The organism is Bacillus sp. FSL M8-0063 (genome assembly GCF_038005545.1).
GTDB classification, from domain to species: Bacteria; Bacillota; Bacilli; order Bacillales; family Bacillaceae_G; genus Bacillus_A; species Bacillus_A wiedmannii.
On record NZ_JBBOTJ010000001.1, the window covers coordinates 2116821 to 2130639 of the forward strand.

Sequence of the window (13819 nt, forward strand, 5' to 3'; positions counted from 1 at the left end):
AAATTGTATTAACATTTATATGGTTGTAGTTTTATAGTGAAAGTTGTTCTTTTCTCATCACTATATACTTCAATTGTTCCTTTATGCAATTCGACAATACTTTTTGCAATTGCCAATCCGAGTCCAGATCCACCAGTGTTTGTCGAGCGCGATTTCTCCACGCGATAAAAACGTTCAAAAATATGAGGTAAATCGGTACTCGGAATAGGCTGGCCGTAATTTGTAATATCAATTGCAATCATATTATTACTTTCGTAAGCAGTAATATCAATATACTCACCATCGCTACCATAAGCGATAGCATTAATAATTAGATTTTCAAATACGCGAACTAATTTATCACCATCAGCTAATACCATGAGTTTTTGAGATGGAAAAGAAGGTCGACATTCTATATTAGCTTCTTGAACCTGTATGCGGAATTGAACAGTTAATTGTCCAAGTAGCTCTACAATATCAATAGGAGCAGAAAATAAACTTAACTCTTTATTTTGAACACGTGTATATTCAAACAAATCATTCATTAATGCATTAAGACGGGTTACTTTATCGTAAATGACTTGTATGTAATAGCGTAATTCCACTTCATCTCTATAATTATCATGGTGGATTAAATTCACGTATCCAACTATAGAGGTAAGAGGAGTACGTAAATCATGCGATACATTTGTAATAAGTTCACTTTTAGCTTGTTCCGCCTGTCTTTCTTCATCAATTGAGACTTTCAATTGTTCAACAATTTGATTAACACCGGTCGCTAACTCTTCCAGATAATTATGATGTACGATAGAAATTTTATGATTGAAGTTTCCATCTGCAATATAACGAATCTCTTCTATCATTTTTTTAATACAAGTTTCATAGTAAAGCTTTCTTTCATGACGATAAAAAATGTATAGGTAGGATGAAAAAATAGAAAATAAAAACAAATAAGATACAATCATCATCCAGAGAGATTCTTTTATTCCTTTATATTTTTCATATCCAAAAATTCTAATGAATTCTTTGCCGAGTTCGCTTAATGTAAGTGAACTTTCAATTACACTTGTAACAAGACGATATATTATTAATTCAGTAATAGGAGTAAGTGTGATGGCTAACATAAACCAAAAAATCAACTTCCATTTTGGGATATCTTTTAATATATCAAATGCTTCATTTCTCAATTTTATAGCCTACTCCCCAAACAGTATGAATAAACTTCTCTCCATTCATTCCTGTTTCAAGTTTATCCCGTAAATTACTAATGTGGACCATTACAGTTTTATTTGAGCCATAACCATCTTCATTCCAAACGCGTTCAAAAATTTCTTCGGAACTAAATACTCTTCCGGTATTACTCGCAAGTAAATATAAAATATCAAATTCAATAGATGTAAGTTTAATATATTCTCCATTTACTTTAACAGTATGATTATGTTTGTGTATTTCAGCAGAACGAATACGAATAATACCATCTTCATTTTTGGAGGAAGTGGCATTTTGGAAAGATGATCTTCGTAACAAAGCTTTCACTCTAGCTACTAATTCTAATGGATTGAATGGCTTAATCATATAATCATCTGCACCTGTCATAAGACCTAATATTTTATCCATATCTTCGGCTTTTGCACTCAGCATAAGAATAGGTACAGTATTATTCTCACGAACTTCCTGGCAAACTTCTAATCCGTTTCGTTTTGGCATCATTATATCCAAAACCATAAGGTCAACTTCATATGTAGAAATCATTTGCAATGCCTCATCGCCATCGTATGCTTTATAAATGTTATAGCCTTCATTTCGCAAATAAACAGCAAGTAACTCAACAATTTCTTTATCATCATCAATAATTAATATGTTTTTATTCATTATGTAGTTCCTTTCCTAACAAATCATTAACATTACTATAATATCAAACATTTATGTATTTTGTAGCCATGATTCCACATAAAATTTCATGTAACGTATAAAAAAGGGATTAAAACATTCATAACGAATACAAATAAAAAGGATATTTAAATACAACGTTATATTGAATGTTTGGAAGAAGGGGGACTTATGATGTTATATAAAGATATTTATTCATTTACTCCGACTGGAAAAATTGAAAATAATATAAAAGTTTTTCTATTAAAATACAATAAAGAACTTACATATAAGCATTCAATTCGGGTAGCAAATGAAGCCCAGAAAATTGTGATTAAGTATCATGAAAACGAGGAAAAGGCAGCAATGGCAGCATATTTACATGATATTAGTGCAATCTTTCCGAATGAAGAGCGGGTTGCAGTTGCTGAACAATTTGGAATAGAGATATTACTAGAAGAACGAGAATTCCCGATGATTATTCATCAAAAATTGTCGAAAATAATTGCAAAAGAGATATTTAAAGTGGAAGATGAAGAAATTTTAAATGCAATTAATTGTCATACTACACTACGTAAGCATGCAACGAAGATGGATTTAGTGTTATTTGTTGCTGATAAAATAGAGTGGGATCATAATGGGACACCACCTTATTTAGTAGAAGTAAAAAAAGGATTAGAAAAATCTTTAGAACATGGTGCTTTTTCATATATTTCATATTTGTGGGATAGAAGAGACACGTTGAAAGTTTTACATCCGTGGCTAGATGATGCATATTGGCAGTTAAAAGAAATTGTAGAGTAGAAAGGGTATAAGAATGCAATTAAAAGAATATATGAATCAAACATTTCCTGGAGTTACATTAGTACCACATATATACTTTCAGTGGAAAAATCATTTGCATTTTCATTTTGGGAAAGGGAAATGTCCAAATGTCGAAATGTCGAAAGAACCGACGATGTAAATATGGAATACTTCACTCAACTATATACATATAATAAATACTTATTTGAAGATATATTTTCAAAAGAAGATGAAGTGTTTTTAGTAATAAATGTTTATCGATTTAAAAAGGAAAACGTGAAAAATTCGCAGAAAATAAATGTATATAATCGATTTATTAAAAAGAGGGATTTAAAGTTCCAAATAAGACAAGAAACAGTACCTTTTCTATTTGAAGATGAAGAAGCTAATTTATATTGTACATATCAACTTTCGTTAAAATGTTTTGCTAGCGATATAAAGTATAAACCGCTTATTCAAGCTGCGAATCATGAAGATTTTCCAGGTCTTAATCCTCGTTTTGGACGTAAGGAAGAGATTTCTTATCCAGATGTATTTCTCATAAATGCAACGAAAGATATTATCATGTTTGTTTATGATGATAGAGGATGTGAAGTAATTGCGAAGAATAAAGAAACAATACGAAATTTATATGAGAAATATAAAGAGTGGATTCCAGATTATGAACGAGAAAGTATAGATAACTTATTTACATGACAACAATGGGGGAAGTGAAGCGTGTAATGAAACGTATTGCAATCGTAGCCGCATGGGAACCAGAACTTACGTATTTGCATCAATATTATCCAAGTGAACGCATTGAAAAAAGAGCAGCTTGGGAATTTCATTTTCATTATATCAATGATCTGGAAATTATTTCTGTTATAACTGGAGTTGGGAAAGTAAGCTGTGCTAGTTGTGCGCAATTATTAATTAGTGAATTTCAGCCAGATGAGTTGTTTATGACAGGTATATGTGGAAGTCTATCAAATAAGGTGAAAAATGGACATATTGTAGTAGCCCTTAATGCAATACAACACGACGTTACTGCTGCTGGTTCGGGGGAAGATGTTTTTAATTTATATAATGGTAGAACAGCACCTATTGAAACAACAAAGTCACTTGTAAGAAGAATAAAAAAGATACGATCTTATGATCCGATTCATTATGGTACATTTTTATCTGGAGATCAACGTATCCGTAGTTCAGAAATGAGATATTTACTCCATACTGTATATGGAGCATTGGCGGTTGATCAAGAAGTGGCAGCTTTTGCTTATGTGTGTCAAATCAATAAAAAACCTTTTCTCATTTTAAAAGCTGCTTCAGATCAAGCAAATGATAAAACGAAAGAGGAACAAAAAATCTTTAAAATGTTAGCGTGTGAACGAGCGTGCGAGCATTTAATTGCTTTTTTACGTGTGTATGAGATTAATGTAGTAAATAATAGATAGTAAGAGGGATTAATATTGGAAAGTACAAATAAAATAGCTATTCTGGGTGCAAACGGGAAAGCTGGGAAATTCCTTGTAAACGAAGCATTAGAAAAGGGATATCAATTAAAAATATTAACAAGAAATTCTAATAATATGACGATAACTAATGAAAATTTAGAGACTATTATTGGAGATGCACGTGATTTTTCTTCAATACGTGAATTACTTCAAGGGTGTCAAGCTGTAATTAATGCGGTAGGTCAACCAAAAAATGAATCTTATATTTTTAGCACAGTAACAAAGCATATTTTAGAAGCAATGAAAGAGTTTGAAATAAAACGATATATTCTAATTTCTGGTGGTTCTTTAGATGTTACAGAAGATCAAAAGGGAATTGTAAATAAAATAGGAGCTACCTTGTTTAAAGCATTTTTATCAAAGATGATGCAAGATAAATATAAAGAATTGCAAACTATTCAAGGCAGTGATGTAGATTGGACAATTGTTAGATTACCATTTGTTATGGAAGGGAAGAGCATTGGAAATATAAAGGAGAGTTTAGTAGATATGCCAGGAATCAAAATTCAAAATAGTGATATTGCACCATTTGTGATAAAACAAATTAACAGTGAGAGATATGTAGGGAAGTGCCCGTTTATTTCAAATTAAATGGTTTAATTAAAAGTTAAAGAATGATGGGTAGATTGGCACTAGTACATTTTACGTATTTGAATGCTAAGTTTAACACGAGTAAGTGGGGGAGAATTTTATATGATTCAATACAAAAGATGCAGTGAAGTAAGTATAGATTTAGTGTATGAAGCTTTTAAAGATGGATTTTCAGATTACATTATTAAAATGGAAGTTTCAAAAGAAGATTTTATAAAAAGGTTTTTGGGACCAGAAGGGAATTCACTAAAACATTCCTTTCTTGCTTTAGACGGTAACAAATCTGTTGGTGTAATACTTGGCGGGATAAAGGATTATGAAAACATAAAAACAATGCGTTGTGGAACATTAGCGGTTCATCCTAATTACCGCGGTATTGGTGTGAGTCAAAAATTATTTGAACTGCATAAGGAAGAGGCGCTTCAAAATGAGTGTAAGCAACTTTTTCTTGAAGTCATTGTAGGCAATGACCGAGCGATTCATTTTTATACGAAATTAGGCTATGAAAAAGTGTACGATCTATCTTATTATAATTTAAAAGATATGACTAAAATAATAAATAAAGATTGTAAGGAAATTGAAGTAAAACAATTAGAATTTCCAGCTTTTAAAGTTGAAATTCAGAAATGGTTACACTTCCATATAAATTGGCAAAATGATATGGATTATATCGAAAAAACAAATAATACATTTTACGGTGCATATGTCGATAATGATTTAAAGGGTTCAATATGTATGAATGAACAAGGTAAAATTAGTTTTATATTCGTAGACAAAGACTATAGAAATCGTAGTATTGGATCAAAATTATTACAAGTAGCAAGAGAAAACTTACATGTATCAAGTTTATCAATTGGGTTTCCAAACAACAATTTACTGGAAGGGTTTTTAAAGAAAACTGGATTTGAAAAGAATTCATTAGCACAATATGAAATGTATGTATTGTTATAAAAAGCGAAAGGAGTCATTATTTCGCTTTTTATTTTTGTGCTATATTGATATTTTATTTTGTATAATATTCTTTTTTTATGTAAAATAGATAGGATGGGAGGGGATGAAATGAATAATGGATTAAAGTTTAAGATTTTTGAATTACATTGTTTCGTTCAAAAGACTTATTCTGATATTAAAATAGCATGTGATATTGCCATTTATCAAGAAAACACTTCTAAATATTTAATTTCATTAGGGTTTTTAAATAAATCATATATGACTTATATAGAAGCAAAAAGATTTTATCGTGAAAATGAAGAACTTATAAGTGTAGAATTTGATAATTTCTTTGATACATATGATAAATTAGAACAAGAATTAAAAAAAGTTATTTCAACTGAAGATAAGAATCCTTCATTGCTACATAACAGGCTTGATCAGTTTCAGCAAAAAGTTGAAAATATAAATGACCTAATAAAAGTATTGCAAAATGCTCGTTAAAGAATACTTTTTCTTTTTCATATAGAAAGTATGTATTAAAAATATATTAGGGATATGACATATTGAAGAGGTGACTTTTGTTGATTACAGAAGTCATCTTTTTATAATACAGTTTTGCGTAATGTGATGTACTTTTTATTTTTTCTATTTTTGATAGGAATACATTGAAGCAGTTTCATATTTTAGGAAATTATACGAGGAAAATAAAATGAAGAATAAAAAAGAAATAGCTATAGTTGCATTAACAACAGGGTTAGTTTTAACAAGTGTAACACCATATGGAATAGCTTATGCAGAAGAAACGGGTCAAATGCAAGTTGAAATTCATGAGGATTCGTTCCGTACAGGTGCACTTACACAACCATCACAAAAGATGCCTGAGAACGTAGTGAAAGATGCACTTAAGGAAAAGGCGGAGCATGCTTTGTCTCCAAAACAAGTTAGTGGGGACAAAGGAGTAGATTACAAAGTTGTTCAAAAACGTGCTTCTTATGATGGGACTACACTTGTGCGTATGCAACAAATATATGAAGGTAAAGAAGTATATGGACACCAATTGACTGCCCATGTAGATAAAAAGGGTATTATTAAAAGTATTTCAGGAGAAAGTGCACAAAATTTAACACAGGTAGATTTAAAGAACACTAGTACTTTCTCAAAAGAAGAAGCAAAACAATATATTTATACGAAATACGGGAACGATATTAAATTTATTTCTGAACCAGAAGTTAAGGAAGTTATTTTTGTTACTGAAAATAATGGGCAGGCTAGCAATGCATATCAAGTTACATTTGCTGCTGCAACACCAAACTATGTAACTGGAACTTATTTAGTGAATGCTCATAATGGTGATATGTTGAAAAATATGGTGCAAGAGTCAGATTTAAAAGTAAGTGAAGAGCATGTTGAAGCTATTAAGGAGAGTAAAAAAAGCAATTTTAAATCATTAACCGGAACTGGAAAAGATGATTTAGGTATAACTCGTACATTCGGTATTTCTGAACAAAGTAACGGGAAATATGCGCTTGCTGATTACACAAGGGGGCAAGGAATTGAGACGTACGATGTAAATTATAGAGATATTACTTTAGAAGGTAAATATTATCCTGGTATATTAGCAACTAGCACTTCAACAACATTTAATGATCCAAAAGCGGTAAGTGCTCATTTCTTAGCAACAAACGTATATGATTTTTATAAAGACAAATATAAGCGTAATAGTTTTGATAATAAGGGGAAAAAAGTAGTTTCAGTTGTACATGCATGGGATTCTGGAGAAATAGATGATCCTAAAAATTGGGGAAATGCATTTAGTGCTAATGTTAACAATGTTAGTATGCTTATATATGGTGATCCAATGGTTAGAGCGTTTGATATAGCGGGCCATGAATTTACACATGCGGTTACATCTAGCGAATCTAATCTTGAATTTTCCGGAGAATCTGGAGCAATTAACGAGGCATTATCTGATATTATGGGAACGGCTATTGAGAAATATATAAATAATGGAGAATTTAATTGGACAATAGGAGAACAAACTGGATCAGCTCTTCGTAATATGAAAAATCCATCTGCAGTCAAATTTTTTAATGGAGTACCGTATCCAGATGATTATAGCAAATACAGTGATTTAAACGGAGAAGATAATGAGGGCGTTCATTTCAACTCAAGTATTATTAATAAAGTCGCGTATTTAATTGCACAAGGTGGCACTCATAACGGTGTAACTGTAAATGGTATTGGTGAAGATAAAATGTTTGATATTTTCTATTATGCAAATACTGATGAATTGAACATGACTTCTAATTTCTCTGAATTAAGATTAGCGTGTCTTAAAGTTGCAACAAACAAATATGGAGCGAACTCAATTGAGATTGAAGCGGTTCAAAAAGCTTTTGATGCAGCAAAAATTAAAGGAACAGTGAAAGAAAACGAAAAAAACGCAGAAAACGAAATCCCAGAGCTAACTGTACCGTTTACAATTACACTGCGTATAGGTGATACGTTTGACCCGATGAGTAACGTAAAAGCTGTTGATAAAGAAGATGGTGATTTAACAAATAAAGTAAAACATAAAGGCGATGTAGATACTTCTAAACCAGGTACATACATTGTGGACTACTCGGTCGTTGACTCTCAAGGGGGACATACAGCGGCTACACAGACTGTAATTGTAGAGGGAAATGGAGAAACATTAGATTTAAACCCTACATTAACAGTGCCTACTGCAGCGACAATTCATGTAGGAGATTCATTCGATCCAATGGCAAAGGTATTAGCTATTGATAAAGAAGACGGCGACCTTACTTCTAAAGTAAAAGTTAATGTTGAAGTAGATAGCACTAAAGCCGGTACTTACGTATTAACGTACATAGTTACAGATTCTAAAGGTCATAAAGTAACTGCGGAACAAACTGTAACGGTCAAAGTTAGAGATGAAGTTAAAAATGAAATACCAATACTAAAAGTACCTGCTACAACTACAATTACTGAGGGGGATCAATTCGATCCAATGGTAGGAGTATCAGCTACTGATAAGGAAAACGGTGACCTTACTTCTAAAGTAGTTTATGAAGGAGATGTAGATCCCTCTAAAGCTGGTACTTTTAAAATAATATATAGTGTCACAGATTCTGTAGGTAATGAGATACATGCAATACAAAAAGTATTAGTGAAGGATAAAGATACTAGCAAAGCTAAAGGTCTTACTAATAACAGTAATATCCCGAACAGCATTAATTCTGATAAAAAAGAATCTACATATAAAGAGCTTCCCAACACGGGTGCAAGTGAAACGAACAGTACAGCAATGGGCATATGGATGATTATTGTCAGTACAGTACTCACTTTGGTTCGCAAATTTAGAAAGATATAAAAATAATAGTAGGGATTATTTCTCACACAATAATTATTAGATGAATTTTTTACTTAATAAGATTTTAGTATTTAAGTAGTGTATTTGGCTTCTATAAAACTTTGTGCCTGGACACTGTTTTGCCTACAGACCTACATTACATATAAAACACGTTACTATTCTCATTCAAATAAAAGAATAGTAACGTGTTTTTTTGATTTAAAAATAGCCTAAATTCAAAAGGCCATGAGTGTGGAAGTAATTCTAATCTGCCATTGATAAGTTACTAAAAACACTTTGTTTTAATGAAAGTTTAACTCTATATGACAACATGAGATTTTCGGTATTTACCAGGTGTTTCGTTAGTGAATTTTTTAAAAATTTTAGTAAAATAGCTTTGATCACTAAAGTTGAGCGAAGCACATATGTCTGATAAGGGATAGGTTGTGAAAGTTAATAACTTTTTTGCTTCTTCGATTCGTTCACGTTGAATGTACTCAATTAATGAAATACCGACTTCTTTTTTGAATAATATAGATAAATAATCTGAATTTACGTTTGCAAATTTAGCAAGTTGTTTAACAGATATTTGATTGTAAATATTTTCAAAAATATAGTTTTTGCAAATAGCGATTGTCTTTGAGTGCTTCTGTACTTTTTGTGCTTTTACACAGTCTGCAAAAGTACAGAAAACATTTCTTAATAAATCCCAAACAGATTGTGTGTCTTTTAAATCCTCTGTCTTTTGAATGTGTAGATCGTAAATCTTGTAAGCGATCCCGGAAGGAAGTCCTCCTTTTATAGCATATCTAGTAGCAAGTGTGATGGATGAAATACAAATGTTTTTATGACGTCTTAATTGATGAAATGAAGATAAGGATGAAAGAGTCTCTTGTTGGAATTCGTAATAATATTTGAGTGCGCTTTCTTTATCCCCGTTTTCTATAGCTCCAAGTAGTTGGTTCTCTATATACAAATTATGACAGATAGATTCGTTTTTTTGCATTGAAATATATACATCCTCGTTTAAGATACTGCTATGACTTACATGAAATGAGTCACTGTTATTTGAAAAGGTACTTACATCTGAATTTTTTTTATAGAGAATGTTATAGAACAATATTGCTATATTTACAAAGAAATTTTGATCTTTGACTGACAATGAAAAATAATGGTCTCTTGTTCTTTTATAATTCGAAATAAAATTAAGGTTACTATCCGTTTTACTTGTAGAAAAATTTACATGTGTCAAGGGCCCAATAATAACAGTACCGTTCACTATATAATGGCTCTTTATGTGAATTAAAATGAAGTGCCCTAAATATTGGTGAATTCTGAAGATAGGCGAATTAAATGAATCATTTTTTTGAAAAAGCACATGTAACTGTTCTATTTTTGATTTATAGAACGAATGTGAATCATCTTTTGATGTAAATTCTAAAAGAATATTTTTGTTACAATCTAAAAAACAAACTGGAATTTCAAAAGATTGGAAAAACATATTACAAATGTACTCTATCTCAACTAGACTGAGCTTTTTAGTCATATTATTCCTCCTTACAGTTGTGTGTAATAGTTGAATGTTTATATATTCCCTTTTTTCATAATAAGTAGAAACGGAAAAACTTTATCTATAAAAATTATAAACTTCTAAGAATAATACCATAATTTAACATGGTTAGCACATATTATTTGAATATACAGGTAATAGTTTTAGGGGGGAACGTAAAATATGAATTGTCACACTTATTCGTTGTTCATTGCTTATATGTATCAAAAATGATTAAGATTGGATTTTAAATAGGGATAGGAAGGGAGAGATTAATGAATTGAAGTTAAGTAATTAATGTGAATTTTCGATAGAAGTTAATATGTAACGATTTTCGAAGTAGAGATATAAGTGTAATTCAGGGGGAAAACTACATATATCATACGGAGAGACAACGTAATAATAGAAAATAAGAAGAGTGAATAAGTGATTGTAAACAATGGATTGTTGGACGACTATGTTTTAGGTTACTCGTTTAAATCTGGTACTTGGCACACTATTGCTTTTAAGAGGGTAATAGTAATAAAGAGATTTTTAAAATGATAGAAGTAGTAAAGGGGATAAGAGAAATGAAAAAAATATTTAGTGTGCTTTTAGTATTTTTCTTAACATTTTCTACATGGTCTAGTGTATTAGTAAAGGCAGCTTCACCATCCAAAGGTACTTTAACGATTCATAAATATGAACAAGAAAAAGAAAAAGAAAAAGAAAAAGATGGCGCACCGGGGCTAGAAGGTGATGGCTCTGCAAATCAAGAGGTACCAACAAATGCGAAACCGTTAAAAGGTGTAACGTTTGAAGTGAAAAGGGTTGCATCGTTTGAAAAAATTTCAAACGATGGGAAAATCGTGAAAGAAGATGTGAAGCCTATAATGGGAGCAACTCCAACTCAAGTAGTAACAGATAATAACGGACAAGCTGTATTAAAAGATCTTCCGCTAGGACGTTATGAAGTGAAAGAAGTGGCAGGACCTCCGCATGTTAACCTAAATCCAAATACGTATACAGTGGATATTCCATTAACGAATAAAGAGGGTAAAGTGCTAAACTATGATGTTCATATGTATCCGAAAAATGAGATTAAACGTGGTGCAGTTGATTTAGTAAAGACTGGTGCAAATGAAAAAGCATTAGCAGGTGCAGTATTCTCTTTATTTAAAAAAGATGGTACAGAAGTGAAAAAAGAGTTAGCAACAGATGGTAATGGGCATATTCGCGTGCAAGGATTAGAGTATGGGGAATACTATTTCCAAGAGACAAAAGCGCCGAAAGGGTATGTACTAGATCCGACTAAACACGAGTTTTTTATAAAGAACTCCGGAACTATTAACGAAGATGGAACAATTACTTCTGGTACAGTAGTTAAAGTAGAAGTGCAAAACTATGAAGAACCAAATATTGATAAAAAGATTAACGGGGATTTAGAAGCGTTACCAATTAATCCGTTAACTAATTACAATTATGATATCAAAACATTAATTCCAGAAGACATTAAAGAATACAAAAAATATGTAGTAACAGATACTTTAGACAATCGTTTAATGATTCAAGGAAAACCAGTCGTGAAAATTGATGGAACGGAAGTAAATGCAAGTATTGTAGAGGTAGCTGTAGAAGGCCAAAAAGTAACAGCTACAGTAAAAGATTTCACAAAGTTAGATGGTAAAAAAGAATTTCATTTACAAATTAAATCACAAGTAAAAGAAGGAGTACTATCTGGTTCGGAAATTTTAAATACAGCAAAAATTGATTTTATAAATAAAAATGATGTAATTGGAGAAAAGGAATCTAAACCTGTAGTTGTTGTTCCGACAACTGGAATTATCGAGTTAACAAAAGTTGATGGTGCTGATAAGAAGAAATTAAAAGGTGCGGAGTTTGTACTTAAAGATAAAAATGGAAAAATAGTTGTTGTGGCAGGTAAAGAAGTCACAGGTGTATCAGATGAAAATGGTGTTATTAAATGGACTAACATTCCGTATGGAGACTATCAAATTTTTGAAACGAAAGCACCAACTTATACAAAAGAAGATGGTACAACAGCTTCATATCAATTATTAAAGGACCCTATTGATGTAAAGATTAGCGAAAATAATCAAACGGTTAAATTATCGATTGAAAATAATAAAAGTGGATGGGTTCTTCCTGTAACGGGTGGTATCGGAACGACTCTATTTACTGTACTAGGCCTTGCGTTAATGGCTACAGCGGCATTTGTTTTCTTTAGAAAAAAGTTTGCTAATAATTAAGGTTTTAGGAACATGTAACCAAGTGATGTGAAAAGGGGAGAAGCAAAATGCTCCCCTCTTTTCAATATTTTAGTATATGCAGAGGTGGAAATATGAAACGAAATTTTGTTTTAGGAGGTATTTTTTTATTTGGATTAGCTATTTTTTTATATCCTACTATTAGTAATTGGTTGGCGACTCGTGCACATTATTCTGAGATTAGCTCCTACGATAAGAAGATCAAAGCACTACAAAAGAAAGAAGTTGAACGTAGGGAAAAAGAAGCAACCGAATATAATAAACAAGTTCAAACTTCCATGAAAACATTTGCAGATCCATTTTCTGAAGAAAAAAATAATCATCATCAAGCGTATGTCGATGCGTTAAATTTAGGTGATGTAATGGGGTATATTGAAATATCGAAAATTAATATAAAACTGCCAATCTATCAAGGGACCTCTGAGGAAGTTTTGAGTCGCGGGGTAGGTCATTTAGATTATTCTTCACTTCCGGCAGGTGGAGAAAATACGCACACTATTTTAACAGGGCATCGTGGTTTACCATCAGCAAAATTATTTACAGATTTAGATAAATTGAGTGAAGGAGATCTTTTTTATATTCATTCTTTAGACAAAATTCTTGCTTATAAAGTAGATCAAATTAAAGTAGTGTTACCACACGAAACGGACGATTTGAAAATTGTGGAAAATAAAGATTATATAACATTAATTACATGTACGCCTTATGGAGTAAATACAAATAGATTACTGGTTCGAGGTGAGCGTGTGGAGTTTAACGAGAAAGTAAAACAAAAAATGCGTAAAGAGATATTTATGTTTAATAAGTGGACCGTAGTAGTCTTAATCCTATTATTCTGTGTGTTACTAGTCGCAATTTATAAGAAAAAATTAACTCGATAGAATGAAGTTATTTATCCTGTATTAATGGGCAGTGGGACCGAAAATCCAGAGATAAGCAAAGAAGGTATATAGGGGATGAAGTAAATCCTCACGGAAAA

At 31.5% G+C, this 13819-nt stretch carries 11 protein-coding genes and 1 pseudogene; 9 read left to right on the top strand and 3 right to left on the bottom strand.

All coding sequences use genetic code 11. From position 1 onward, the window contains the following. Positions 1-8: 8 nt before the first annotated feature. Both MKX31_RS10630 and MKX31_RS10635 read right to left on the bottom strand, forming a co-directional pair. Positions 9-1166 (bottom strand): sensor histidine kinase, encoded by a 1158-nt coding sequence (locus tag MKX31_RS10630; protein WP_064475297.1) that lies wholly within the window; start codon positions 1164-1166, stop codon positions 9-11. Beyond that, on the bottom strand, positions 1156-1851 hold the full coding sequence (locus MKX31_RS10635) for a response regulator transcription factor (RefSeq protein WP_001038818.1): 696 nt from the start codon (positions 1849-1851) through the stop codon (positions 1156-1158). Before MKX31_RS10635 ends, MKX31_RS10630 begins: the two co-directional genes overlap by 11 nt. Before the next feature lie 192 nt (positions 1852-2043). On the opposite strand from MKX31_RS10635, the gene yqeK reads away from it, so the two are divergent. The 7 genes and pseudogenes from yqeK (at position 2044) to MKX31_RS10670 (ending at position 9045) form a co-directional block, all read left to right on the top strand. Further along, on the top strand, positions 2044-2652 hold the full coding sequence (gene yqeK / locus MKX31_RS10640) for a bis(5'-nucleosyl)-tetraphosphatase (symmetrical) YqeK (RefSeq protein ID WP_064475299.1): 609 nt from the start codon (positions 2044-2046) through the stop codon (positions 2650-2652). A gap of 13 nt (positions 2653-2665) precedes the next feature. Continuing rightward, a pseudogene (locus tag MKX31_RS10645) lies at positions 2666-3348 on the top strand (DUF3885 domain-containing protein). Continuing rightward, a complete protein-coding gene (gene mtnN / locus MKX31_RS10650) occupies positions 3345-4085 on the top strand; it encodes a 5'-methylthioadenosine/S-adenosylhomocysteine nucleosidase (protein WP_098102356.1) in 741 nt (246 codons plus the stop codon). The pseudogene MKX31_RS10645 and the gene mtnN overlap by 4 nt, the downstream one beginning before the upstream one ends. Before the next feature lie 15 nt (positions 4086-4100). Beyond that, positions 4101-4736 carry an SDR family oxidoreductase gene (locus MKX31_RS10655; RefSeq protein ID WP_340980762.1) on the top strand — a complete coding sequence of 212 codons (636 nt, stop codon included), beginning with the start codon at positions 4101-4103 and terminating at the stop codon, positions 4734-4736. Between the two features lie 102 nt (positions 4737-4838). Further along, the gene (locus MKX31_RS10660) at positions 4839-5687 is read left to right on the top strand and encodes a GNAT family N-acetyltransferase (RefSeq protein WP_000617082.1); all 849 of its coding nucleotides are present in this window, start codon (positions 4839-4841) and stop codon (positions 5685-5687) included. A gap of 108 nt (positions 5688-5795) precedes the next feature. After that, on the top strand, positions 5796-6170 hold the full coding sequence (locus MKX31_RS10665; RefSeq protein WP_001059012.1) for a hypothetical protein: 375 nt from the start codon (positions 5796-5798) through the stop codon (positions 6168-6170). Positions 6171-6378: 208 nt separating this feature from the next. Beyond that, positions 6379-9045, top strand: coding sequence for a M4 family metallopeptidase (locus MKX31_RS10670; RefSeq protein ID WP_340980765.1), 2667 nt, complete (start codon positions 6379-6381; stop codon positions 9043-9045). A gap of 298 nt (positions 9046-9343) precedes the next feature. Here the strand turns inward: MKX31_RS10670 and MKX31_RS10675 are convergent, their stop codons facing one another. Next, positions 9344-10570, bottom strand: coding sequence for an AraC family transcriptional regulator (locus MKX31_RS10675; protein WP_064475303.1), 1227 nt, complete (start codon positions 10568-10570; stop codon positions 9344-9346). Between the two features lie 572 nt (positions 10571-11142). Here MKX31_RS10675 and MKX31_RS10680 point away from each other — a divergent pair. Both MKX31_RS10680 and MKX31_RS10685 read left to right on the top strand, forming a co-directional pair. After that, positions 11143-12822, top strand: coding sequence for an LPXTG cell wall anchor domain-containing protein (locus MKX31_RS10680; protein ID WP_088046642.1), 1680 nt, complete (start codon positions 11143-11145; stop codon positions 12820-12822). A gap of 92 nt (positions 12823-12914) precedes the next feature. After that, positions 12915-13721: a class C sortase gene (locus MKX31_RS10685; RefSeq protein WP_103655349.1), complete on the top strand. Its 807-nt coding sequence runs from the start codon at positions 12915-12917 to the stop codon at positions 13719-13721. Positions 13722-13819: the final 98 nt, after the last annotated feature.

Coding starts and splice junctions, on each gene's coding strand:
- MKX31_RS10685 (WP_103655349.1), top strand. CDS start 12,915: ATGAAACGAAATTTTGTTTTAGGAGGTATTTTTTTATTTGGATTAGCT.
- MKX31_RS10680 (WP_088046642.1), top strand. CDS start 11,143: ATGAAAAAAATATTTAGTGTGCTTTTAGTATTTTTCTTAACATTTTCT.
- MKX31_RS10675 (WP_064475303.1), bottom strand. CDS start 10,570: ATGACTAAAAAGCTCAGTCTAGTTGAGATAGAGTACATTTGTAATATG.
- MKX31_RS10670 (WP_340980765.1), top strand. CDS start 6,379: ATGAAGAATAAAAAAGAAATAGCTATAGTTGCATTAACAACAGGGTTA.
- MKX31_RS10665 (WP_001059012.1), top strand. CDS start 5,796: ATGAATAATGGATTAAAGTTTAAGATTTTTGAATTACATTGTTTCGTT.
- MKX31_RS10660 (WP_000617082.1), top strand. CDS start 4,839: ATGATTCAATACAAAAGATGCAGTGAAGTAAGTATAGATTTAGTGTAT.
- yqeK (WP_064475299.1), top strand. CDS start 2,044: ATGTTATATAAAGATATTTATTCATTTACTCCGACTGGAAAAATTGAA.
- mtnN (WP_098102356.1), top strand. CDS start 3,345: ATGACAACAATGGGGGAAGTGAAGCGTGTAATGAAACGTATTGCAATC.
- MKX31_RS10635 (WP_001038818.1), bottom strand. CDS start 1,851: ATGAATAAAAACATATTAATTATTGATGATGATAAAGAAATTGTTGAG.